Source organism: Achromobacter sp. SLBN-14, assembly GCF_006715415.1.
Taxonomy (GTDB): domain Bacteria; phylum Pseudomonadota; class Gammaproteobacteria; order Burkholderiales; family Burkholderiaceae_B; genus Achromobacter; species Achromobacter mucicolens.
The window spans coordinates 3,752,081-3,775,267 of record NZ_VFNE01000001.1 but is presented as its reverse complement, the minus strand read 5'-3'; the positions used below and the strand labels follow the sequence as shown (position 1 = coordinate 3,775,267).

The window sequence follows — 23,187 nt, the reverse complement described above, 5'->3', positions numbered from 1 at the left end:
GGTTCACCCGGTACACCGGACGAAGCGGAAAAAAGTGTCAGCCGTTCGGCGATTAATGTGTAACGGCGTCGCGCGGGGCGACCGTGATCCACCACGGCGTCACTTGGCTCACCCGCACCGGCAGCGTCTTTTCCAGCAGGCGCAGGCTGGCGTCGATGTCGTTCAACGGGAACGCCCCCGACACCCGCAGGCCGGCCACCGCAGGATCGCAGCGCAGCACGCCGTGGCGGTATCGGCCCAGCTCGGCCACCAGGTCGGCCAGCCGCCAGTTGCGCGCGGCCAGCATCCCGTCCGCCCACGATGCCGCCAGCGGATCGGCGGAGACGGGCGCGGCGGCCCCCCCGGCGGAAAAGACGGTCTGTTCGCCCGCGGCCAGCACCAACGGGTTTGCGCCTTCCCGGGCAGGCCGGACCTCGACCGCGCCCTCGTACACCGCCACGCGGACGCGGGCGCCCTCGTCGCGCACCATGAAGCGCGTTCCCAGCGCACGCAGCACACCCTGGGTCGTCTGCACAAGGAAGGGGCGCCGCACGGGCGCGGGATCCTGCCCCGTGGTGAGCAGGATTTCTCCCGCGCGCAGCCACAGCACGCGTTGGGCAGGGGTGTAGTCGACGTCCACGGCGCTGGCCGTGTTCAGCACCAGCTGCGTGCCGTCGGCCAGCGCGATGCGGCGCTGCTCGCCCGTGGCCGTGCGCAGGTCCGCGCGCCATTCGCGCCAGGGCAGTTCGCGCGCGCCCATCCAGGCCGCCGGTCCCAGCACCAGCAACCCGGCCAGCGCCCGCACGGCCTGCCGGCGCCCGGCGCGGTGCGCCTGGCGCAACGTCTGCCCGCCGATGTGCGGCGGGACCTGGCCGAAACTGCGCAACATCGTCTCGGCGCGTTGCCACGCGGCTTCGTGATCGGCGCTGCGGGCCCGCCAACGGTCCAGCGCCGCGCTGTCCGCCGCCGACAGCGTCTCGGACTGCACGCGCACCAGCCAGCCGGCCGCCTCTTTAAGGATGGCGGGGTCGATGACCGCGTTCATGCCGCATCTGCCTGGTAGGCGATCAGGCAGGCGGCGAAAGCAGCCTGCATATGGCGCTTTACGGTCGAGAGCGACACGCGAAGCTGCCGGGCGATCTCGTCATAGCCCATGCCGTCGAACTGCGACAGCAGGAAGACCTCGCGTGTACGCGACGGCAGCGAATGCAGGGCGGCGTCGATGGCGTGCAACGTTTCCAGGATCAGTGCGCGCGCCTCCGGCGAGGGGGCTTCGGCAGGCGGCACTTGCGCCACCGCGGCCAGGTAGGCGTCTTCGACCGACCGGCGGCGCCAGTGGTCCGCCACCAGGCCCTTGGCGATGTGGGCCAGCAGCGCGCGCGGCTCGTCGCCGGTGTCTTCCCGGCGCCGCCCCGCCATCAGCCGCACGAACGTGTCGTGCGCCAGGTCGGCGGCATCGAAGGAACTGCCCAGCTTCTTGCGCAGCCATGCCGAGAGCCAGCCGTGGTGTTCGCGATAGAGCTTCGTGACGTTGTCGGCGGATGGAATTAGCGGCGCAGGCAAGGCGCACCTCGGCTTTCATGCAAATAGGAATTGTTTTTATTCTATACGAGCCGTCCTCACCCGCGCGTGCTTCGGGGTGGTGCGATAGAATCGGACACCTTCCCGCCACAGCCACGAGTGCCATGCCGAACGCCCCGTCCATGCCTCAGTTCCTTGCCAGCGGCGGGCAAATGGGCGCCCGGGTCGCCAGCCATGACTGGTCGGCCACCCCGCTCGGCCCCCTCTCCGACTGGTCCCCCTCCCTGCGCATCGCCGTCAGCATGGTGCTGTCGTCCCGGTTTCCGTCCTGTCTGGTGTGGGGCCCGGACCTGATCTCCATCTACAACGACGCTTTTGTGCCCATCCTGGGCGCCAAGCCCGATGCATTGGGCCGCCCGTTCAGTGATGTCTGGCGCGAAGCCTGGTCCCAGATCGGCCCCATCGCCGAACGCGCTTTTGCCGGCGAGGCCACCTTCATCGAGGACTATCCCGTCGAGCTCGCGCGGTACGGCCGCCTGGAGTTGGCGCACTTCACGTTCTGCTATAGCCCGGTGCACGACGAACATGGCAAGGTCGTCGGCATGATCGACACCGTCATCGAGACCACCGCGCGGGTCGAAGCCGAAAAGGCCCAGGCCGATGCGCTGCGCCTGACGGAAGAGGCCCTGCGGCAAAGCCAGAAAATGGAAGCCATCGGCCAGATGACCGGCGGCGTCGCGCACGACTTCAACAACCTGCTGACGGGGATTTCAGGCAGCCTGGAACTGCTCTCGCAACGTCTTGCGCGCGGCCACACCGACGACCTCGACCGCCACATCGCCGTGGCAAAAAGCGGCGCCGAAAAGGCGGCCGTCCTGACGCGGCGCCTGCTGACCTTCTCGCGCACCCACCCGCTCGAGCGCACGGTGGTGGACATCAATGGCGTCATCGCCGGCATGGAAGCGTTGATCGCGCGCAGCGCCGGATCCGCCGTCACGCTGGAAATGGACTGCGCGCCCCGGTTGTGGCCCGTATGGGTCGACTCGCACCAGCTCGAGAACGCGCTTCTGAACCTGTGCCTGAACGCGCGCGACGCCCTCGGCGCGTGCGGCCTCTTGCGCATCGAAACGCGCAACGTCACGCTGGACGCGCAAGCCGCGCGCGACCGTGGCCTGCAGGCCGGCGATCACGTGCTGCTGCGCGTCTCCGACACGGGCTGCGGCATGACGGCGGAAACCGTGCAACGCATGTTCGAGCCCTTCTACACCACCAAGCCGGCCGACCGCGGCACGGGTCTGGGCCTGGCGCTGGTGCACGATTTCGTCCGGCAATCGGGCGGGCACGTGCAGGTGCGCTCCCAACCGGGCCAGGGTACCGACATCGACCTGTTTTTCCCGCGCCACCGCGGCGCCGACATTGACATGGCCTCGGCCGTCGCGGCGGCGGCCCAGCCGCCCCGCGTCCTGCAAGGGGGCACGGTCCTGTTGGCCGAGGACGACCCCGCGGTACGCGAGGTCACGGCCGAAGTGCTCAGGGAAATCGGCTACGACGTGGTCGAGGCTACCGATGGCGCCAGCGCGCTGCGGCAACTGACCGCCCTGCCGCGAATTGATCTGCTGGTCTGCGACCTGGCGCTGCCGGGCGGCGTGAACGGCCGGCGCGTGGCGGAAACCGGCCGCGCGATGCGGCCCGGCATGAAGGTGCTGTTCATCACCGGTTACGGCGAAGGCGGCGAAGGCGCCAATGTTCCGGCCAGCGACGCGCCGGTGCTGCTCAAACCCTTCATGCTCGATGACCTGTCGAGCCAGGTGCATGCGTTGATGCGCTGACGGGGCGGCGCTCAGGGGTGCCGGCCCCGCGTCGTGCGGATCCAGAACAGGCCGGCGGCCGACAACAGCATGGCGCACAGCAGATACGCAAAGCAGATCAGCAGGCCGAAGAAATAGTAGCGGTCGTAGACGCTGGCCGCCCACCATGCCGTGCCGCCATACACGGCCATCACGATGAACGGCAGCCACAGGACCACGATGCCTGCGCGGCGCCAGCCCGGCGTGTTCAGACGGGGAAACCTGCCGGCCTTTGCGCGCAGCACCAGGGCTAGCGCCGACAGCGCCGGCAACAGGAAGGCCAGCACCGCCAGCACCAGCAGGCCCGCATCCAGGAACGTCGCAACAAACTCGCGCAAAATCAGCTCCTTGCACAGCGCGCACCGGTGGCGCCGTCCAGGAGGTTATACACGAGCCGCCGAGAGCATCCTTACAGCTTGGGCGCGTAGCGCACCGTCAGCATCACATTGCGCGGCTCGCCATAGTAGTTGTTGCCGGATAGCGTGTTGTAGGACGGCACGTAGTACTTCTTGTCGAACACGTTGTTCACGTTCAGTCCGAAGCTCAGTTCCGGCGTGGCCTGGTAACCCAGGCGCGCATTCCAGATTGTGAATCCCGCCAGCTTGAACGCACGGTCCGAACTGATCGTGGCGGTCTGCGTATTCACGCCGGCGCCCACGCTCAGGCGGTTCAACGCGCCCGGCAGCCTGTAATTGGCCCACAGTCGCAGCATGTGCTTGGGCGTCCAGGTGCTGAAGACCTTGCCCTGGTTGTCCGGATCTTCCAGGAACTTCGTGGTGTTGTAGGCATAGCCCGCATACAGTTCCAGCCCCTTGACCACCTCGCCGGAAATCTCGGCTTCCACGCCCTGGCTGCGGACCTTGCCCGCCGCGCGCGAGCAGTACCAGCCATTGCAGGCAAACCCGGCGTCGTAATCGTTGACGGCGCGGTTCTTGTGGTCGTAGCGGAACAGCGCAAGCAGGGCGTTGACCCGGCCGTCCGCCAGTTCGCCCTTGACGCCGACCTCGTAGTTGTTGCCCTCGATCGGCTTGAGCAGGCTGCCCGATACGGTGCGCTGGGTCTGGGGCTCGAACACCGTGGTGTAGCTGCCGTAGACCGACCAGTTGTCGGTCAGCGAATACACGATCCCGGCGTAGGGAATGAAACGGCCAGACGTGGTGGATGTCGTCGTGTCGCCGTCCCCGCTGTAGCTGTAATCGAACCAGCCGACGCGGCCGCCGCCGATCAGCGCCAGGGATTGGATGGGCTTGACGCGCCACGTGCCATAGACGCCCTTCTGCCGGATGTCGTAGGCGCTGCGCGAGTCGTAGCCGCTGGCCTGGGCGATGGAGTCCATGTCCTGCCACGGACGGTGGTGGTCAAGATCGAAAATGTTGCCGCCGCTCTCCCAGGCACGGGTGAACCGGTCATTCGTCGTGAGCTTGGAATAGTTGGCGCCAACCACCACTTCCTGCGCCATGCCCCAAGCGTCGAAGTCGCCCGCCACCGACATGTCCATCCCGCGCTGGCGGCTTTTGAAATCCACGCCGAAGTTGCCGTAGTCCAGACCGCTGCCGTCGCGCTGCACGGCCCCGGCAACGCGCTGGTGCACGGTCGTGTTGTCTTCGTCCATCGCCACGCCGGCAAGCCTGAAACGCCACGATGCGTTCAAGCGATGCGTGACGTCGGCATTGAAGATGGTCTGGTCGTTGGTGGCGCGGTTCCAGGTCGAGCCGGTGAACGTCGAGCGCGGCAGGTCGATGCTGCCACCGTCTTCGAACCGCGGATAACCGACGAACATCGGCCGCGACCGGCTGTACCGGTTGCTCACTCCAAGGCCTACCGTCGTCGCTTCGGTAACGTCGAAATCCAGCGCGGCGTACAGGTTGCGCGTCTTGTCCCACACGTAGTCGATGTACGAATGGCTGCGATCCTCGTCCAGCACGACCCGCCCGCGCAGCGTGCCCGATTCATTGAGCGGGCCACCCGCATCCAGCGTCAGGCCATAGTGATCCCACGACCCAACCTTGCCCGTCACGACCACCGACGGCTCCGCGCCACCCCGCTTGCGCACCAGGTTGATCGCCCCGCCCGGACTGCCCGCGCCTTGCAACAGGCCGGCTGCGCCGCGCAGGATCTCCACGCGGTCATAAAACACCAGCGAGTCCTGCTCCCAGTTGCCCAGGCTGTAGCTGTTGCGCAGCAGGGACACGCCATCGTATTGCAGCAGGTCCACGGGAAAGCCGCGGGAATTGATCGCGACGCCGGCGCCCACGCCCTGCACGCCCACCATGCCCGCCGTGTTGTTGACGGCGTCGGGCAGGCTGGTCATGTCCTGGTCGTCCATCCGCTGGCGCGTCAGCACGGTGATGGATTGCGGAATGTCCTTCAGCGCCTGCGCGGTCTTGCCGATGGTGACCGCTGGCGACGTGTACGAACCCGTCCCGTCCGTCGTGGTGTTGTAGGTGCCCGTCACCATCACGGGCGCCAGTGTCGCGGTCGTCTCGGCGGGCGCCTGCCGCAGGCGGTATCCGCCCTCGGCGCGTGCCACCGCCTGCAGTCCCGTGCCCGCCAGCAGGCGCTCCAACGCGGCCTGCACGCCATACGTGCCCGTCAGTCCCCGCGTCATGGCGCCGGCCGTCAGGCCGGGATCGGACGCCACCATCACGCCCGCCTGCACGCCAAACGTGCCGAGCGCCGCGCTCAGCGGACCGGCGGGAATGCTGAACGCCACGGTGCGCGGCGCCGGGGCCTGGGTCTGCGCCTGGGCCTGGGCGTGCACCGGCGCCGGCGCCAACACGGCCGCCGCAAACCAGGGCGCGAGACGGCGCAATGCGATGTTCAGCGCCGTGCGCCGCAGGGATGGACGGACAAGCGCCGCGGCGCTCGCGGCGCGGACAGGACGAGGTGACATGAAAGGGTTCCCAGGCTCATGAAGGATCGGCGCAGCCCCAAGACACGGGCTGCTTTTCCTACATGAAGCGCGAGGTCGGGATATCCGCCGTTGCTGTTACAAAAAAGCCCGCTGCCACCGGGAATCGGCCTGCAACGAGGTGGCTCACGTCCGGCTCACCGTCACCCAGTAGCGGGTGTAGCGGCGCACCCGCACCGGAAGGATTTCCTCAAGCATGGCCAGCACCTTGTCGGTGTCAGCCAGCGGGAACGCGCCCACCACATGCAGCCCGGCCGCCTCGCCGGTGCAATGCAGCAGGCCCGGCCGGTAGCGTCCGAGTTCATTCAGGAATTCCGACAAGGGCATTTCATCCGCGATCAGCATGCCGTCAAGCCAGGCGGACACGCCCGGTTCCAGCGTCCGCGCCGTAAAGCCGCCGTCCACGGTGAAGTCCGCCTGCTCGCCGGCCCGCACGCGCCGCGGCGCCGCGTCCTGCGCCAAGCCGCGAACGTCCACCGCGCCTTGCAGCACCGCCACCCGCATTCGGCCCATTTCCAGATCGCGCACCACAAAGCGTGTGCCCACCGGCGTAAGCACGCCGCCGCGCGTGCGTACGCGGAACGGCCGGCCATTCGCGTCCGGCGCAGTTTCGATCAGGATCTCACCTTGCAGCAGCACCAGTTCGCGTTGGCTGGCGGTATAGCGCAGGTCGACCGCAGTACCTGCGTTCAACTGCACCTGCGTGCCGTCGGGCAGCGTCACCGACCGGCGTTCGCCGGTGCCGGTGCGCAGGTCCGCGGACAACTGGCGGATCGTTTCACGCTCGCCGACGGCCCAGGCGCCCAGGCCCATGCCAACGGCCGCCACCATCAGGCGAATCGCCGTGCGACGCGATTGGATCAGCGGCGCCTGCGCCAGGGTGCGCGACGCCACCGACGGCCCGGCCTGCGCCACGCCCGCCGCCACGTCGCGCGTCAATGCGCCAAGCCGCTGCCAAGCCAGCTCGTGGGCGGGCGCCGCCCGCCGCCATTGCTCGAAGCGATCCCGGTCTGCGGCGCTGGCGTCTTCGCGCAGACGCGCCCACCAGTCCGCCGCTTGCCGGATCACCTTGGGGTCGATGGCGCCCGCCTCGGGTGCGTGCGGCCGCAGCAGCTTGGCGTTGTCCATGGAACCGGGATTCAGCCGTACACGGCCGTGTAGCAGTGCACCAGCGCGCGCGCCAGCGACTTCTGCACGGCGTTGGGCGTCAGGCCAAGGGCCTTGCCGATCTCGGCATAGGAAAGGCCGTCGATCTGCGCCATCAGGAAGATCCGGCGGCTGGTCATGGGCAAGGTGTCCAGCAGTTCGCAAACCTCGGCAAGCGCCTCCAGAATCAGGGCGCGAGCCTCGACCGAAGGCTCGACCGCCACGGGCTGCAGCGCCAGCGTCTCGGCATAGGCGGCCTCCAGCGCGGCGCGGCGTGCCCGGCCGATCAGCAGACGCGTGGCGATGGTGCGCAGATAGGCGCGCGGCTCATTGAGCGGTTCGCGGACATTGGCGCGGATCAGTCGTTCGAACGTGTCGTGAGCCAGGTCGGCCGCGTCCGACGCATTGCCCAGCTTGCGTTGCAACACGCCACGCAGCCACTGGTGATGGGCTTGGTAAACGGACTGCACCTCTGCATGAGAGGCAAACGAGGAGGATGGCATGACGGTGCGGCCCGGCGTCACCGCCTGAGAGCAAAGACAAGATGAAAATGATTCGCAATTATAAATGCGGTTTTCGTCTTTGCAAGGCGTGGCCCGCCGGCAACCGTCTGGCCGCGCAGCCTAGTAATCCATCGGCACGTGGCTCTGCGCGGCGCGGATCTCCTGCAGATGCCGTTCGGCCTCCTGGCGCTCGACGGCGGGGGGCAAGGCGCGCCAGCTCACCAGGTTGCCCGGTGTCTTCACGGGCATCCACCCCAATACGCTGTACAGCGAAATCGCGGTGCCGCCCGTGTCCAGCCGCGTCTCGTAATAACCCTGACGATCCGGCACGGTATCGCCGGGCGTCCAATCCAACTGAGACATCCAGGTCTCCTCCTGGTGAAGCGTGTGCGCTAGGCGCCGCCGTCTACGAAAGAGCGGCGTTCCTCCGATCGTATAGCGTCCGGCCAGACTTGTCCCCGGTCGAAAAGCCGGGACAACGCATTATTGACAGAGGGGAATCCCTAGGCCGACCGCATTTTTTTGGATTGCTAAAGCCCGAATTCAGGCGCTAGCATGCGGCAACGGATTTTTACCCGCCGGACGGACACGGGCCGCCCGCTCCCCCTGCGCCCTACGACGGCAATGCCGAAATCGATCTTCCCGCAGTACCCGAGGGATCGGCTGGCCGCTTTGGCAAGCGCCAATTCCCTGCGCGCCATCCGCGAAGGCCTGCTTTGGGCCATGCCCTGCCTGCTGGTGTCCGCGCTGTTCCTGGTGCTGTCCGTCTGCGCCCGGCTGCTGGGCCTGCCGGGCGGCATTGCCGATGCCCTGGCCGACCTGCACGGCGCGCTGTCCGCCGTCATGCCGCTCCTGGCCGGCACGGCCATCGGCTACATGCTGTCGATCCGCCACCGGCTGCCGCACCTGCCCACCGCGTTGCTGTGCCTGTGCCTCGTTGTCATCGCAGAACGCCTGCTGGCGTCCTACCCCCGCGCGGCGTCCACGCTCACCCTGTTCATCGCGATCGTGATCCCGATCGCGGCCGTGCCGCTGATGGCCTGGCTGCACCGGCGCCGCTGGACGCAGCTTGCGCCGGACGGGCTTATCGGCGAGAACGTGCGCGACTCGCTGAACATGATCGTCCCAGGCCTGCTGACCGCCGGCCTGGTGATGGCGGCGTTGTCCGCGGCGCTCTCGATCCCGGCGGTGGCGCAGGTCGACATCCCGCTCAGCATGGCGTCTCTGGACAGTCCCTACAGCGCCGGCGCGATCGTGGCCGCGTTGAATTCGATATTCTGGTTTTTCGGCATCCACGGCGCGCACGCCATGGCGCCGATCATGGACGTGCTGGACCAGGCCACGCGGCTCAACGCCACGAGCGTCGCCGCCGGCTACGAAGGCGTCTATGCGCTGAACGGCACGCTACTGGGCGCCTTCGTCTTCATCGGCGGCTCGGGTGCGACGTTGTCGCTGGTGGTGGCGATCCTGCTGTTCTCGCGCAGCGATTCGCTGCGGGTACTGGCGCTGGCGAGCATTCCCGTATCGCTCCTGAACATCAACGAGATTCTGCTGTTTGGCCTGCCGCTCATCCTGAACCCGCGGCTGTTGCTGCCTTTCGTGCTCACGCCCGTCATCAACGTGCTGATGGCGCTGGCAGCGGTGCAACTGGGTTGGCTTGCGCCCGCCACCGTGGCGCTGCCATTGACGTCGCCCGTGCTGTTCAACGCCTATCTGGGCGCGGGCGAACAGGTGGCGGGGATCGCGTTGCAATGCGCGCTGGTGGCGTTGGGCGCGTGCATCTATGCGCCCTTTCTGATCGCGCTGGAGCGCCAGCGCAAGGCCGATTCCACGGTGTATTTCAAGTCGCTGGACGCGACCTTTCCGCAACTGCAGGAAGAATCGCTGCTGTACGCGCACGACCCCGTCGCGTCCACCTACGCCACGCGCGCGCGGCGCCGCGCCGAAGTCGCACGCATCCGCGCCATCAGCGAGTACGACTTCTACCTGGAATACCAGCCGCAGGTCTCGCTGCGCACGGGCCTGTGCACCGGCTGCGAGGCGCTGCTGCGCGCCACCGGCCCCGAAGGCACGCAACAGGCGCCGCTGGAATTCCTGCGATGGCTGGCGCAAGCTGGCCTGATGGGCGAAGTGGATCTCTGGGTGGCGCGGCAAGCGGTGCGGCAATGCCTGGCTTGGCGCGCGCAGGGCTTCTTGCTGCCCATGACGATCAACGTCACGGGCGCCACGCTGACCTCGCCGGCTTACCTGGACCGGTTGATCAAGGTGCTGGACCAGACGCGGGGCCAGGTCTCGGTGGAGCTGACAGAAGATGCGCTGGTCGAGGACGCGCAGGCGCTGCACACCGCCTTCGACCGGCTCCACGGCATCGGCGCCCGAGTCTACATCGACGACTTCGGCACGGGCTATTCCGCGTTGAGCTACCTGCACCAGTTCCAGATCGATGCGGTCAAGATCGACCGCAGCTTCGTGATGGCGCAAAGCCATGACCGGGGCGCGCTGGTGATGAGCGGCCTCTTGCGCTTCTGCGAGGCATTGAACCTGCAGATCATTGTCGAGGGTGTGGAAACCGATGGTCAGTTGTCCGCGCTGGCGTCCAGCGCGGAGATCGTCGTGCAGGGCTGGTACTACAGCAAGGGGGTGTCGGGCGAGCTTGTCGTGGACTTCGCGCGCCGGCGGCAGGAAGGGCCTGCCCTGCCGGCGAAGCTGCCCGCCGAAGCAAAGGCTATTTGATGCCGATGAACGGCAGCGCCGCGCCCGGCACCTGGGTGGACGGCAGCACGCCATCCCATTTTTCCACGGCGTTCAGGCTGACGAGGTTGGTGTTGGCGGCCAGCGCCTCGGCCTTGGCGCGGATCGAGGCCGCCTCGGCTTCGCCGCGCATGCGGATGCCGTCGGCTTCTGCGGTGAACTGCTGACGGCGCGCGTCGGCTTCGGCCTTGGCCTTGACCACCTGGATCTCGGCGTTGATCATCGCCGTTTCCTTTTGCTGGCGCGTGGTTTCGATCTGCACCTGGGCCAGCATGCGCTGTTCGATCGAATGCTCGTAGGCCTGCGAGAAACCCACTTCCTCGATCTGAACGCCCACCACCTGGACCGGCGCGCCTTCCATCGTCTTGAGGACGGCGTTGTTCACGTCCAGGCCGAGCTTCTGGCGTTCCTGGATGGCGCGCACGGCCGTGTACTGGCCGAATACGTTCTTCACCGCGTCCGGCGTCTTGCGCTCCAGCACGCGCATCTGCAGATTGGCGATGGTGCCGTATTCGGAATAGAGCTCTGCGACGTGCTCGGCCGGCACGCGGTAGGTCACCGACACGCGCAGCGTGGCCGGCTGCTGGTCATAGCTGTAGGCCTCGAGCTTTTCGAACACGAAGGTGTGGTCGCGCACGGACACCGTCATCACGTTGTCGATGAACGGCGTCTTGAAATCCAGGCCGGGTTCGGCCACTCGCACCAGCTTGCCGTTACGCAGCACCACGCCGCGCTCGCCCTGATCCACCTGGAACCACGAGCCGAACGCGATGAACAGGATCAGCAGAAAGATGAGCGCGGTGCCAATGGCGAATGTCAGTTTGCGCGGCTTGACCGCGCCGATCGTCTTGACCATCTGGATATCTGTCGGCTTCATCTTCACTTCCAATCCCTGTCTGTTCTTTTGCGTTTACGGTCCGAGAGCACCGCTGCGATGCCGCGCGCGAGCAGATAGGCGATGACCGCCGCCCCCACCAAGATCAGGAAATACCGCATCGAGCGTCCCCCCCGGGAAAGAAGGACGGGATTCTAGCCCGCAGCGGACGCGCTGCCGCAGACGGGTTTCAACGTAATGTGGCGATACGTTTCCGAACGTTTCGCCGGCCGTGATTTCGGCGGATTTACGCCCCGTACCAGCGCACCCCCAACCGGGACAGCGGATCGGGATAGTCCCAGAACGCGTGGTCCAGCGTCTCCATCTCTTCCTGCTCCGCCTCGGTCATCGCCCCGTAGATATCGTTGAGCTGCACCACCTCGGGCGAGGCCTCGAAGCGGTCGATCAGCGCGCGCATGCGCGAGAGCACGTCCAGCATGTGCACGGCCCCGATCTTGCGCAGCGCCTGCAAGGCAAGCTGGCAGGTCTCGTCGCCCCAGTTGCACAGAAACTGCATGAAGCCGCCATTGTTGATGTCGGCCTCCATGCGCCACAGCGCAACCAGTTCCTGGTCGGTGGGGGACAAGCGGTCGAGCTTCCATCCGGCTGCCTGCAACGCCGCCATGGCCTGCTCGTATCGCAAGTCCCACAGCAGATCGTGCACGTTGAGCATGCCCTGCGGCACGGGCTCGGCCAGCGCGGGCCACACGACGCCGTGCCCGTCATCCACCAGTTGCCACGCCTGCCGCGCCTCGGGCGTGGCCTCATGCAGGCGGATATGCCGCCGTATCGGCTCCCTGACCTCGCGGCCGTCGGCAAGCGTCAGCAGCACGTGCGTATCGGTCAACGTCAGGGCAGTGATGCGGTAGTCGGGAGTCGGCATTGCAAGGGTCCGGCATGACAGGAAAGCGCAAGACCCTACCGGATCGGCGCCGCGCTGTCGAGGCGCGCCCGTTGCCGGGGCGCATCGCGCCGCATCCTGTTACGGCTCCCTGTTCACCCATCTGCTACGTTAAACAGGACCGCGCCGGGGTCCCATCCGGTGCGCTTGTCGGAGATCGACCATGCCCCGCCCTTCCGAGTCCGCTCCCCTCATCGGAGTGGTCCCGCCATACATGCTGGACCGGCTTGCGCAGCACACCGATGCGCGCGTCAGCATGCCTGCCGTCAAGACGATGATCATCGATCAGCAGCAGCGCAGCCTGCGCGAGATGGCGGGACAGCCGCCTCGCGCGACGCTGGCGCCGGCGCGCCAGGTGGCGCCGGCGGGCACGCCCGACCGCGCCGTGCACGACGCCGGCAACGGCACCACGCTGCCCGGCAAGCTGGTTCGCGCCGAAGGCGCACGGCCCAGCGGCGACCCCGCGGTGGACGAGGCCTACGCGCATCTGGGCTCGACCTACAAGCTTTTCTGGAATGTGTACAAGCGGCACTCCATCGACGCGCATGGCCTGCCGCTGATCGGCACGGTGCATTACGGCGAGGACTACGAAAACGCCTTCTGGAACGGCGCGCAGATGGTGTTCGGCGATGGCGACGGCGAGATCTTCAACCGCTTCACCGTCGCGGTCGACATCATCGGCCACGAGCTCACCCATGGCGTGATCGACACCGAGGCCGCCCTCCTCTACCAAGGCCAGCCCGGCGCGCTGAACGAATCGCTGTGCGACGTGTTCGGCGCGCTGGTCAAGCAGTATTCGCTGGGGCAGACGGCCCGGGAGGCGGACTGGCTGGTCGGGCAGGGTCTCTTCACGGAAAACGTGCAAGCGCGCGCGCTGCGCTCGATGGCCGAGCCGGGCACCGCGTACGACGATCCCGTGCTGGGCACGGACCCGCAGCCCGCGCACATGCGGGACTACGTCGATACGCCGCGCGACAACGGCGGCGTGCACATCAACTCGGGGATTCCGAACCGCGCGTTCTATCTGGCCGCCACGGCGCTGGACGGCAATGCGTGGAACAGCGCGGGGCACGTCTGGTACGACACGCTGTGCGACAAGCGCCTGCGCCACGATGCCGCGTTCAAGGATTTTGCGGGCCTGACGCTGCTGGTCGCCGGCGAGAAACACGGAGCGGACGTGCGCCGCGCCATCGACGAGGCCTGGAAGGCCGTGGGCGTGCTGCCATGATCGAACTGCCGCCCCTCGACCTTGCCCAGCTCGTGCGCCTTAGCCGCGAGGGCGGCCTGGCATACCTGCCCGGCCTTGCCCAGCCGCGCCGTATCGACATGGCCACCTGCCCGCCTGGCGTGCGGCAGGAGGTCTGCGATGCGATCCTGCATGCCGCCCCGAAAGCCATGCCCGGCAGCGCCGGCGCGGGCGGCGATCAGCGCTACTTCCACGTGGAAGTGGAATTCGAAGGCGCGGATACCGCGCGGGTCACTTTTGACGTGCCGGAGGCCGATGCGCCGGAAACGCTGGTGCGTCTTTGGAAGCGCCCGCCCGGCCAATCTGAATAGCGCGCCCCGCATACAGCCCGGTCACCGCCATGACGGCGCACAACGCCGCGCACACGCCCAACGCGGCGCCCCACCCGCCCAGCTTGTCATGCAAGCCGCCCACCAGCGCGGGGCCGGTCGCGGCGAACAGGTAGCCGGCACATTGCGCCATGCCCGACAGCGCCGCGGCCTGCTGCGCATGGCTGGCGCGCAGTCCCACGAACGCCAGGCCCAGGATGATGCCCGCGCCGGTGCCCAGGCCCAGCAGCGCGATCCACAACGCGCCCCACGTGGGCGCCGCGATCAGGCCCGCGAACGCGACGCACGACGCGCCCGCCGCGCAGAACGCCGCGACCCGCTGGTCCGTCAACCGGCGCAGTAGCGGCGCCATGAACAACGCGGGCGCCGCGGACGCGAGCTGCATGAATCCATGCAGCGATCCGGCGCGTTCGGCCGAGTAACCCGCGTCGCGCAAAATGGCGGGCAGCCAGCTCACCGCCACATAGAACACGAAAGAATTGATGCCCAGGAACACGGTGACCTGCCAGGCCAGTGGCGAACGCCACAGCCGCACGCCGTGCGGCGCGTGCGCGGTGGTCGCGGCGGGCGGCGTGTGGCCCGCAAGCTGGGGCAGCCACAACAGCAGGCTGATCAACGGCAGCGCCAGCATGCACAGCGTCGAAAACCGCCAGCCGCCCAGAGGCAGGTTGGCAAGCGGAATCGCAATGGCCGAGGCCAGTCCCGCCGCAAGGCCCATCGTCAGCACGTAGGCCGACGTCAGCCCCGCCAGGCGCTGCGGGAAGTCACGCTTCAACAGGCTGGGCAGCAGCACGTTGCCCAACGCAATGCCCGCGCCGATGATGGCCGTGCCCGCGTACAGCCCCGCCGCCGCGCCCAGCGTGCGGATCACGATGCCGCCAGCGACGAGCAGCATCGCCGCAAAGAGCGTGCGCTCCAGGCCAAACCGGCGCGCAAGCCCCGCGGCGAACAGCGACACCACCGCGAAGGCCAGCAGCGGCAGCGTGATGAGCATGCCGGCCGCCGCGGACGACAGATCCAGCTCGGCGCGGATCAGGCCGATCAGCGGCGGCACGCCGGTGAATGGCGCGCGCAGGGCCATCGCAATGCAGAGAATGCCCAGGATCAGCAGCGCCGGGCGGCTGGGTGGCGTCGAAGGGCGGGATACGTGCATGGTCACTCGGGCGTCGGCAAAGGGAAACGGAAAGGCCACCAGCTTACGCGCCGCGCGCCTTACCGAATTTCGAGATAATGACAACCTTTCCCGCAATTCGGCCACATTCCCCTTTTGCAGCGCCGACGCCCATGCGCACGCCCGACACGCCGCCCGCCCCCTTCGATCCGGATTCCGCCACGCAATGGGCGTTCGCCATGCCCGTGCATGCGGCCGAGCAGGACAACGAATCGCCGACGCACCGGCATCACATGGGCCAGCTTGTCCTGGCGCTGCGCGGCGGCGTCACCTGCTCGGTGCCGCAAGGCCTGTGGATGGTGCCGCCGCAGTGCGCCGTCTGGATCCCCGGCGGCGTGCCGCACAGCAACCGGGTCACGGCCAATGGCCGCGTCTGCTTCCTGTTCGTGCCGGCCGACGCGCCGCGCCTGCCCACGGCATGCTGCACGCTGGCAATCACCCCGCTAGTGCGCGAACTGGTCGTGCACCTGGCCAACCTGGCGCCTGCCGACGCGGCGGCGCCCGCCAACCGCAGACTGGCCGACGTGCTGATGGACCAGTTGTCGCAGATGCCCACCGAGCACCTGCACCTGCCCATCTCGGATCATCCGCGCCTGCGCGAAATCGCCGGCGCGTTGAACGCGGATCCGGCGGACCGCAGCACCGTCGCGCAGTGGGGCAAGCGCGTCGCCATGAGCGAACGCACGCTGGCGCGGCTGGTGCAGCAGGAGGTCGGCATGAGCTTCGGCCGCTGGCGCCAGCAGCTGCACATCATCCTGGCGCTGCAACGGCTGTCGGCGGGCGTGTCGGTGCAGCGCACGGCCGAAGACCTGGGCTACGAGTCGGTCAGCGCCTTCATCACGATGTTCAAGAAGACGCTGGGCAAGACGCCCGCCCGTTATTTCGCGGACAAGAGCGACCCGCAAGCCACGCCGCCATGAACGCGCGCGCGGGTCACGCCTGTCTGGAACCGGCCACGATGAACAGGCGCGGGAACGGCAGCAGCACGGTGCCATCGGCCAGCGCCGGATAGGCCTGCTCGATCAACGACTGATAGCGCGCCAGGAAACTGGCCTGTTCGGCGGCATCCAGCTTGTCCAGATAGGGCCGCAAGGCCGTCCCCTTGAACCACTCGACCACGGCGGCGGCGCCCGCGAGCGGATGGTGGTAGGTCGTGCGCCATACGTCCAGCGTGCCGCAATGCGGCTTGAGAAGTTCGTAATACCAGGCCGCGCTGTGACGCGGCGGATGCTTGACGCCGCCAATCTTGGCCTCCCAGGGCGCCTCGCCGGCCACCTGCCTGGCCAGGCGATGGGCGGGTTCTTCCAGGTTATCGGGCGTCTGCACCGCCAGGCTGCCGCCGGGGGCCAGCTTGGCCACCAGCGCGGGGTACAGCGTCTCGTGGTCGGGCACCCATTGCAGCGCGGCGTTGGCAAGGATCACGTCATAGCGCTGCGGCGGATTCCACGTGGCGATGTCGGCCAGTTCGAACGACAGCGCCGGCAAGCGCTTGCGCGCCGCATCGATCATGTCCTGCGAGCTGTCCATGCCCGAGATCTCGGCGTCCGGATAGCGGCTGGCCAGCACTTCGGTGGAATTTCCCGGCCCGCAGCCCAGGTCCACGGCGCGCTTGACGAGCAGATTGGGCAGGGCCGCCACCAGGTCCCGCACCGGGCGGGTACGTTCGTTTTCAAAGGCGGAATACTGCTTGGCGGACCAGCTGTTCATGATCGTTCCTTGCGTGGCGATGGGGGTAGCGCCGACTGTACGCTTCGCCTTTTCCGCTGACAAATTCACAGTGGCGTCGCTTGCCATATCGGCTGCATATGGACTGCACAAAAAGGCCGCCATAAAAAAACCCGCCGGTTGTCGCCGGCGGGCGGTTGGAAGGCGGGACGCCAGGGTTACTGCGGCTTCAGTTCATCCGAGCGGGTTTTCCACAGCGAGAACAGCACGCCGCCAAGGATCAGGCTGAAGGTCACGCCCAGCGAAATCGCGGGAGGCACCTTGCCGATGAAACCGACCAGGAAGATCTTCGTGCCGATGAACACCAGGACCAGAGCCAGCGCGTACTTCAGGTAATGGAAGCGGTGGATCATCGCCGCCAGCGCAAAGTACAGCGCACGCAGGCCCAGGATCGCGAAGATGTTGCTCGTGTACACGATGAACGGGTCGGTCGTGATGGCGAAGATCGCGGGCACCGAGTCCACGGCAAACACCAGGTCGACAAACTCGATCAGCACCAGCGCCAGCAGCAGCGGCGTCGCATAACGCACCTTCTTGGACGTGGCCGGATCGACCTCGGTCACCATGAACGCGTTGCCGCGCAGGTCGTCCGTGACACGCATGTGACGCTTCAGGAACTTCAGGATCGGATTCGTGGCGATGTCAGGCGTCTGGTCCGCGATCATCCACATCTTGATGCCCGTGAACACCAGGAACGCGCCGAACAGATACAGCAGCCAGCCGAAGTTGCTGACCAGGGCGGCGCCCAGGCCGATCATGGTGGCACGCAGCACGATCACGCCCAGGATGCCCCAGAACAGCACCCGGTGCTGGTACTGGCGCGGGATCGCAAAGAAGCTGAAGATCAGCGCGATCACGAACACGTTGTCCATGGACAGCGATTTTTCGATCATGAAGCCCGTGTAGTAGGCCATGCCGCTTTCCGCGCCCATGTTCCACCAGACCCAGCCGCCGAACAGCACGGCCGCGGTGATGTAGCCGGCGGACAGCAACAGGCTTTCGCGCACGCCGATCTCGCGGTCTTCCTTGTGCAGCACGCCCAGGTCAAAGGCAAGGAGGCTGACGACGATACCGATGAAGAGCAGCCAGCTCCAGGTTGGAGTGCCAAGGAAATCGGCGTTGAAGAAGGTGATCAAAGTGTCCATGATTGCCCCGCTAGATTCGAAGGTGCCCATGATCCCGCTGTGCCTGGAATGGAGAAATCAGCCTGAAAGTGAGTTAAGGTTCGAAAAAACCGAAGTGAGCCGACACCCATGCTGAACTACCGCCACCTGTATTACTTCTGGATGGTTGCCAAGGAGGGCGGGTTTTCCCGCGCCGCCGAGCGCCTGGACATGGCCATCCAGACGATCAGCGCCCAGGTCCGGGAACTTGAAAAAAACCTGGGCCATCAGTTGCTCAAGCCGGCCGGGCGTGGCGTGGCGCTGACCGACGCCGGCCAGGCGGCGTTCGCCCGCGCCGAGGAAATCTTCCAGATCGGACAAGTGCTGCCGCAGGAAGTGCGCGCGGCCGCCACCAAGCCGGTCGTGCGGCTGTCGGTGGGCCTGTCGGACGGCATCTCCAAGCTGGCGGCCCACGCCTTGCTGGGCCCCGTGCTGCACACGCCCGATCTGCACCTGACCTGCCATGAAGGCGAAGTGGAGGAGCTGCTGGGCGAGCTGGCGCGGCATCACCTGGATCTGGTGCTGGCCGGCCAGGGTGCCCCCGCCAACCCCAACCTGCGGCTGACCAGCGACCGCCTGGTGTCCTCGCCCGTGGACTGGTACGGCCCCGCCAAGCTGGTGCGCAAGTCGGACACGCTGGATTTTCCGCGCTGCCTGGAGCGGCTGCCGGTGCTGCTGCCCACGGGTCACTCGGTGCTGCGACAGACGCTGGACCGCTGGTTTGCCGAACAGAACGTGTATCCGAACGTGGTGGGCGAATTCGAGGACAGCGCGCTCATGTCGGTATTCGCGGCCCGCGGCCTGGGCGTGTTTCCCCTGAGCCGCCTGGGCGGGGACGACGTCGCGCTGTTGCGCGGCCTGCGGCCGCTGGCGCGCTGCGAGGACGTGCACGAGGAAATCCACGCCATCCGCAACCGCCGCGGCCAGCACCATCCCCTGGTCCGAGAGATTCTTTCCCAGGCCAAGATTTCGGTTTTATCTTAATGTTTGTCACATTCACTCTGGTTTTTCGGAAATAGAATCGCCGCTATCGTGGCGGTTCTTTTTGAGTCATCGGAGTACCACATCAATGAAGAAAATCATCTGGCTCGCTTTTGCCGTCCTCGCGGCGCTCTGGACCGGGCTGGTGGCGCTGACCCTGCAACTGACCGACTGGGTGCTGGCCACCATTGCCACGACGCAGGTGCCCGGCTCCGCCGTCGACACCTCGCAATGGGTTGCGCCGGCCTGGGCGGCCCCCTGGGTGGATCCGGCATGGCTGGAATCGCTGCAGGGCGGCCTGGTCTGGGCCGCGCAGGGTCTTAACCAGGTGCTGCCGTTCGCAGGCAGCCTCGGCACGCTGATCTCCGTGCTCGGCTGGATCTTCTGGGGCTTCATCATGGCCGGCCTGCTGGTCGTTGCCCTGATCCTGCACTGGCTGGCTGGCAAGCGCGAGCAGCAGGCCCCGGGGCGGCAAGTGGTGTAAAAAGGGGGCAGGCAACGCGCCGCCCGGTACGCTGCCCTTACCCGGAGCGTGCCGTGCTGTCTCGATCTACCCGCTGCCTGACCCTGCCGTTTTCGGCGCTGCTGGCCTGCGCCGGCGCGGCGTCCGCCCAGGCAGCGTCTCCCCACGGCGTGGCGGTCTGCACCGTGACGGGAACATCGGGGCAGTACAGCGTGCGGGTGCGCAACACCAGCGACAGGACGCTCTCGCACGCCGACGTGGTGGGCGTGCACCTGGATGCCGCCGGCCAGGGCGGCGCGCAGGTCACCGTCAACCTGCGGGACGTGCCGCCCGGCAAATACAAGACCGCCGTGCTGGCGCGCCCTGGCGAATCCGCGGCGCTGGTCAGCATCGCCACCTACCAGACCATCGACGGCGTCGACACCCCCCAACAGGAACTCTACGCAGGCAAAGTCGCCCATGTCGCGCATGGCTCGGCCCTGCAATACACGTTGGCGCCGCTGGCCTTGCGCGGCTGGACGGTGGCCTATGGCACGGCGCAGAGTCCCAAGCTGGAACCCGGCAACGCCGTGCTGCTGATCTATCCCGCCCGCACCGGCAAGAAACGCGACGTCACGCGACCCGACGCCGGGCGCGCGCCGGCGGACGTGGTGCCGCTTGCGCCCTGCCCCGCCGTTCGCGGGAACTGACCGCGGTCCTTGACCGCGATCACGTGCCGCTCAAGAGGTCGCGCTCGTTCAGGAGCGCATAGACGATCTCGGGCCGGTTGTCGAAACCGCGCCGAATCGCGGCGGGCAGCGACGCCCGCGTCTTGCGGCACAGGCCGGGCAATTCTTCCAATTGAATCGAGATGCCGCGCGAGGTCCGCACCTCGTTTTCGCTGGGCGTGATGTGGATCACGATGCCAAGCTGAGCCTGGATGCGCCCCTGCATGGCCCGCAGGTCGTCCAGGCTGGTGATGTTTTCCAGCCGCGCGACCAGGCGTTTTTCTTCTTCCCGGGTCAGCCGCAGCACGCGCAGGTCGGAGGCCGGATTGGCCAGCAACCGGTCCCGGTCGCACACACAGGCGCCGGGAGGGCATTCTTGGCGGATGGGAAACGGCAGGTTCATGGGGACGGTGCGCCAGCCACGACGGCGCGGGACGGTATCTTCCGGATTCTAACCAGGATGAACGACCGCCCGCCCACGCGCACTGCTCGTTTACCCGCAAGCGCGGGCCGCACCCACCCCTTTTCCTCTACCAGTAATAGTTCATGCTCAGCATCGCCTCGCGCTCCATGCCGCGGAACGTGTAGGTGTAGTAACGCTTGTCGAATACGTTGTTCACGTTCAGGGCGATGCGGTAGCGCGGCGTTTCATAGGCGATGGCAACGTCGGCCAGCGTGAAGGCCGGGTTGTATTGCGTGGTGCCGTCCGCCGCGGTGTTCAGCGGCGCCTTGCCGCGATAGCGCAACCCGCCACCCAGCATCAGGCCCTGAACCTGCTGCGGCCGGTAATCCAGCCACAGGCTTGCCGTCTGACGCGCGGTCTGCGTGAGTTGGCGGCCCACGTCCTGCAGGCGGTTGCTCTTGGTCGTGCGCGGGTCGATGTAGGTGTAGCCGGCCATCACGCTGAGTTCACGCGAGAGCGGAAACTTGGCCTCCAGTTCGACGCCGGTGGAACGCACCTCGCCCGTCTGCACGCTGAATCGCGGATGGTCCGGATCCTGCGTTGTCACATTGGTCTGGCGGATGTCGAAGACGGCTGCGGTCAAGAGCGCATCCGTGCCGGGCGGCTGGTACTTCACGCCGACTTCATACTGCTTGCCCTCGCGCGGCTTGAACGCCGTGCCGTCGAACTGCTTGCCCGTGATCGGATCGAACGCCGTCGAATAGCTGACGTACGGCGCCACCCCGTTGTCAAAGAGATAGAGCAGGCCCAGGCTGCCGGTGGTGGCCGAGTCGCTGATGCGCGGTTGCGTGGTGCTGGTCTGGGTGGTGCGCACAAAGTCGCGGCGCAGGCTGACGTTGCCGACCCAATTGTTCCACTTGAGCTGGTTCAGCGTGTAGATGCCGGTCTGCTTCAGGTCCGTGCGCGACGGGTCCAGCTCGGGATAATCGATGTTCTGGCCATAGACCGGCGCATAGATGTCCAGGTTGGGCACGTCCCAGCCAAAGCCCAGCGCATCGTTCTCCTTGTAGCGCAGGTAGTCCACGCCCAGCGCAAAGGTGTGCTGCAGGCCGCCCCACTTGAAGTCGCGAGACGCGCGGCTGTCCACGGCGACCGTCTTGCCGTTGGTGCGTTGGGCGAGGCTGCCGCGCGTGACCGTGCGCCGGTCATCCAGCAGGTCCATCGCGTAGATGTGCCGGTAGTCGATGTCGATCTCGGAATAGCGCAGGTTCTGGCGCAGACGCCAGCCGTTGTCCGTGTCGTGCTCGAAGGCGTAGCCGATGGACTTCGTGTCGCGGTCGAAGCGGTCGAAATCCGGATCACCCGCGGTGCGGCTGAGCGGCAGGTCGCCGATCTCCGGATAGGTATACAGATTGGGCCACCAGCTCTTGGGCGTCGCACGCTCCTTGGAGTATGTGCCCAGCAGGGTCACCCGGGTCTGGTTCGTGATGTTCCACAGGATCGAAGGCGCCACGGATATCCGGTCGTCGCGCGAACCGTCCGTACGGCCGTCGCTGTCGCGGCCCAGCACGTTCAGGCGATACAGCACCTTTCCTTCGCCGTCGAAAGCACCACCCAGGTCTGCCGTGAGCTGACGGCGGTTGTACGTGCCGTAGCTGGCGCCGACGCTGTTGACGTGATCCGCGGAGGGCCGCTTGGAGACCACGTTGATGACACCGCCCGGCCGCCCCTGGCCGAACAGCACCGACGCGGGCCCCTTCAGCACTTCGATGCTGTCGAGCTCTTCGATGTTGTCGTTCCAGGACGCATAGGTGCCGGTCGACAGCTGCTTCAAGCCGTCCTTGAAATAGGCGCTGCCGTCGCTGAAGCCGCGAATGACGGCGCCCGTCATCCGCGCATCGCTCGAGCCCGACACCTCCGTCTGCACGCCGGGCGTGTAGGCCAGCGCGCTTTCCAGGTTGCGCGGCGCCTGCACCTTCAACTGCTCCTGCGTCACGATCGACACCGAACGCGGCGTCTCGATCAGCGGCACGTCCAGCTTGCTGCTCTGGCTGGACAGGGCGACGTAGCTGTCCGCCGTTCCCACCGCCACGCCATGCACCGTCACCGGCTCGAGTTGCGCGGAGCCGCCGGACGGCGCGGTCAGGGATACATTGCGGCCATCCCGCTGGAAGGCAATGCCGGTGCCCGCGAGCAACCGGCGCAGCGCCTCGTCCGGCGTCAACTGTCCCGCTACCGCCGGCGCGGTGCGGCCGCGCACGGTCTCGGGCAGATAGAAGATCACCAGCGACGCCTGCTCGCCCAACTGCAGCAGGGCATCGCCCAGCGGCTGCGCCGTGATGCTGATCTGCACCGGCGCGGTCTGCGCCACCGCATCGTTGGGCATGGCGCCCCACGCCAATGCCAGGGAAATCGCCAGCGCGCCGCCCGCGCCGTGCGCACCGCGCCTTGCGGCCTTACGCGCCGCTGCGCGCTGCTTAACTTGCTTGTCCATCATCAGAAGAAAATTCCGGTACAACTGCCCGCGCTGTGAGCGCCCGTCACCCTTGGCCAAAGGTTGCTTCCA

At 67.1% G+C, this 23,187-nt stretch carries 22 protein-coding genes; 8 read left to right on the top strand and 14 right to left on the bottom strand.

Features of this window, described 5'->3' with window-relative positions; translation table 11 throughout:
* Nucleotides 1-52: 52 nt before the first annotated feature.
* Both FBY20_RS17095 and FBY20_RS17090 read right to left on the bottom strand, forming a co-directional pair.
* Nucleotides 53-1,024 carry a FecR domain-containing protein gene (locus FBY20_RS17095; RefSeq protein ID WP_142053606.1) on the bottom strand — a complete coding sequence of 324 codons (972 nt, stop codon included), beginning with the start codon at nucleotides 1,022-1,024 and terminating at the stop codon, nucleotides 53-55.
* The gene (locus FBY20_RS17090; RefSeq protein WP_142053604.1) at nucleotides 1,021-1,542 is read right to left on the bottom strand and encodes a sigma-70 family RNA polymerase sigma factor; all 522 of its coding nucleotides are present in this window, start codon (nucleotides 1,540-1,542) and stop codon (nucleotides 1,021-1,023) included. Before FBY20_RS17090 ends, FBY20_RS17095 begins: the two co-directional genes overlap by 4 nt.
* 140 nt (nucleotides 1,543-1,682) lie before the next feature.
* Here FBY20_RS17090 and FBY20_RS17085 point away from each other — a divergent pair, with 140 nt between their 5' ends.
* Entirely contained in the window at nucleotides 1,683-3,329 is a 1,647-nt protein-coding gene (locus tag FBY20_RS17085; protein WP_142053602.1) for an ATP-binding protein, read from the top strand.
* A gap of 11 nt (nucleotides 3,330-3,340) precedes the next feature.
* On the opposite strand, the gene FBY20_RS17080 is transcribed toward FBY20_RS17085, so the two are convergent.
* From FBY20_RS17080 to FBY20_RS17060, 5 genes are all read right to left on the bottom strand, one after another.
* Nucleotides 3,341-3,685, bottom strand: a complete 345-nt coding sequence (locus tag FBY20_RS17080) for a hypothetical protein (protein ID WP_142053600.1) — start codon at nucleotides 3,683-3,685, stop codon at nucleotides 3,341-3,343.
* A gap of 71 nt (nucleotides 3,686-3,756) precedes the next feature.
* Nucleotides 3,757-6,240, bottom strand: a complete 2,484-nt coding sequence (locus FBY20_RS17075; RefSeq protein ID WP_142053598.1) for a TonB-dependent siderophore receptor — start codon at nucleotides 6,238-6,240, stop codon at nucleotides 3,757-3,759.
* Between the two features lie 144 nt (nucleotides 6,241-6,384).
* On the bottom strand, nucleotides 6,385-7,386 hold the full coding sequence (locus FBY20_RS17070; protein ID WP_056326244.1) for a FecR domain-containing protein: 1,002 nt from the start codon (nucleotides 7,384-7,386) through the stop codon (nucleotides 6,385-6,387).
* An 11-nt stretch (nucleotides 7,387-7,397) separates the two neighbouring features.
* Nucleotides 7,398-7,874: a sigma-70 family RNA polymerase sigma factor gene (locus FBY20_RS17065; protein WP_223572599.1), complete on the bottom strand. Its 477-nt coding sequence runs from the start codon at nucleotides 7,872-7,874 to the stop codon at nucleotides 7,398-7,400.
* A 153-nt stretch (nucleotides 7,875-8,027) separates the two neighbouring features.
* A complete protein-coding gene (locus tag FBY20_RS17060) occupies nucleotides 8,028-8,270 on the bottom strand; it encodes a hypothetical protein (protein WP_056326242.1) in 243 nt (80 codons plus the stop codon).
* Nucleotides 8,271-8,531: 261 nt separating this feature from the next.
* On the opposite strand from FBY20_RS17060, the gene FBY20_RS17055 reads away from it, so the two are divergent.
* Nucleotides 8,532-10,640, top strand: coding sequence for a PTS sugar transporter subunit IIC/EAL domain-containing protein (locus FBY20_RS17055; protein ID WP_142053594.1), 2,109 nt, complete (start codon nucleotides 8,532-8,534; stop codon nucleotides 10,638-10,640).
* On the opposite strand, the gene FBY20_RS17050 is transcribed toward FBY20_RS17055, so the two are convergent.
* Both FBY20_RS17050 and FBY20_RS17045 read right to left on the bottom strand, forming a co-directional pair.
* On the bottom strand, nucleotides 10,633-11,535 hold the full coding sequence (locus FBY20_RS17050) for an SPFH domain-containing protein (protein WP_370458344.1): 903 nt from the start codon (nucleotides 11,533-11,535) through the stop codon (nucleotides 10,633-10,635). The two genes, FBY20_RS17055 and FBY20_RS17050, sit on opposite strands and share 8 nt — an antisense overlap.
* 244 nt (nucleotides 11,536-11,779) lie before the next feature.
* Entirely contained in the window at nucleotides 11,780-12,415 is a 636-nt protein-coding gene (locus FBY20_RS17045; RefSeq protein WP_142053592.1) for a DUF4375 domain-containing protein, read from the bottom strand.
* A 181-nt stretch (nucleotides 12,416-12,596) separates the two neighbouring features.
* Here FBY20_RS17045 and FBY20_RS17040 point away from each other — a divergent pair, with 181 nt between their 5' ends.
* On the top strand, nucleotides 12,597-13,661 hold the full coding sequence (locus tag FBY20_RS17040) for a M4 family metallopeptidase (protein ID WP_142053590.1): 1,065 nt from the start codon (nucleotides 12,597-12,599) through the stop codon (nucleotides 13,659-13,661).
* Complete coding sequence (locus tag FBY20_RS17035; RefSeq protein WP_063952390.1) at nucleotides 13,658-13,990, top strand: protealysin inhibitor emfourin; 333 nt, start codon at nucleotides 13,658-13,660, stop codon at nucleotides 13,988-13,990. Before FBY20_RS17040 ends, FBY20_RS17035 begins: the two co-directional genes overlap by 4 nt.
* Here FBY20_RS17035 and FBY20_RS17030 read toward each other — a convergent pair.
* Nucleotides 13,911-15,161, bottom strand: coding sequence for an MFS transporter (locus tag FBY20_RS17030; protein ID WP_142053588.1), 1,251 nt, complete (start codon nucleotides 15,159-15,161; stop codon nucleotides 13,911-13,913). The two genes, FBY20_RS17035 and FBY20_RS17030, sit on opposite strands and share 80 nt — an antisense overlap.
* A 131-nt stretch (nucleotides 15,162-15,292) precedes the next feature.
* On the opposite strand from FBY20_RS17030, the gene FBY20_RS17025 reads away from it, so the two are divergent.
* Entirely contained in the window at nucleotides 15,293-16,099 is an 807-nt protein-coding gene (locus tag FBY20_RS17025; protein ID WP_062839716.1) for a helix-turn-helix domain-containing protein, read from the top strand.
* A gap of 13 nt (nucleotides 16,100-16,112) precedes the next feature.
* Here FBY20_RS17025 and tam read toward each other — a convergent pair whose 3' ends face one another.
* Entirely contained in the window at nucleotides 16,113-16,886 is a 774-nt protein-coding gene (gene tam / locus FBY20_RS17020; RefSeq protein ID WP_142053586.1) for a trans-aconitate 2-methyltransferase, read from the bottom strand.
* Nucleotides 16,887-17,062: 176 nt separating this feature from the next.
* Nucleotides 17,063-18,049, bottom strand: coding sequence for a TerC family protein (locus FBY20_RS17015; protein ID WP_056326978.1), 987 nt, complete (start codon nucleotides 18,047-18,049; stop codon nucleotides 17,063-17,065).
* Nucleotides 18,050-18,157: 108 nt separating this feature from the next.
* Between FBY20_RS17015 and FBY20_RS17010 the strand changes: the two genes are divergently transcribed.
* From FBY20_RS17010 to FBY20_RS17000, 3 genes are all read left to right on the top strand, one after another.
* Nucleotides 18,158-19,051: a LysR family transcriptional regulator gene (locus tag FBY20_RS17010; protein ID WP_142053584.1), complete on the top strand. Its 894-nt coding sequence runs from the start codon at nucleotides 18,158-18,160 to the stop codon at nucleotides 19,049-19,051.
* A gap of 85 nt (nucleotides 19,052-19,136) precedes the next feature.
* Nucleotides 19,137-19,532: a hypothetical protein gene (locus FBY20_RS17005; protein ID WP_056326221.1), complete on the top strand. Its 396-nt coding sequence runs from the start codon at nucleotides 19,137-19,139 to the stop codon at nucleotides 19,530-19,532.
* A 53-nt stretch (nucleotides 19,533-19,585) separates the two neighbouring features.
* Entirely contained in the window at nucleotides 19,586-20,200 is a 615-nt protein-coding gene (locus FBY20_RS17000; RefSeq protein ID WP_255452385.1) for a hypothetical protein, read from the top strand.
* Between the two features lie 19 nt (nucleotides 20,201-20,219).
* On the opposite strand, the gene FBY20_RS16995 is transcribed toward FBY20_RS17000, so the two are convergent.
* Both FBY20_RS16995 and FBY20_RS16990 read right to left on the bottom strand, forming a co-directional pair.
* The gene (locus FBY20_RS16995; protein ID WP_056326215.1) at nucleotides 20,220-20,621 is read right to left on the bottom strand and encodes a hypothetical protein; all 402 of its coding nucleotides are present in this window, start codon (nucleotides 20,619-20,621) and stop codon (nucleotides 20,220-20,222) included.
* A gap of 127 nt (nucleotides 20,622-20,748) precedes the next feature.
* Nucleotides 20,749-23,118 carry a TonB-dependent siderophore receptor gene (locus tag FBY20_RS16990; RefSeq protein ID WP_142053582.1) on the bottom strand — a complete coding sequence of 790 codons (2,370 nt, stop codon included), beginning with the start codon at nucleotides 23,116-23,118 and terminating at the stop codon, nucleotides 20,749-20,751.
* Nucleotides 23,119-23,187 lie beyond the last annotated feature (69 nt).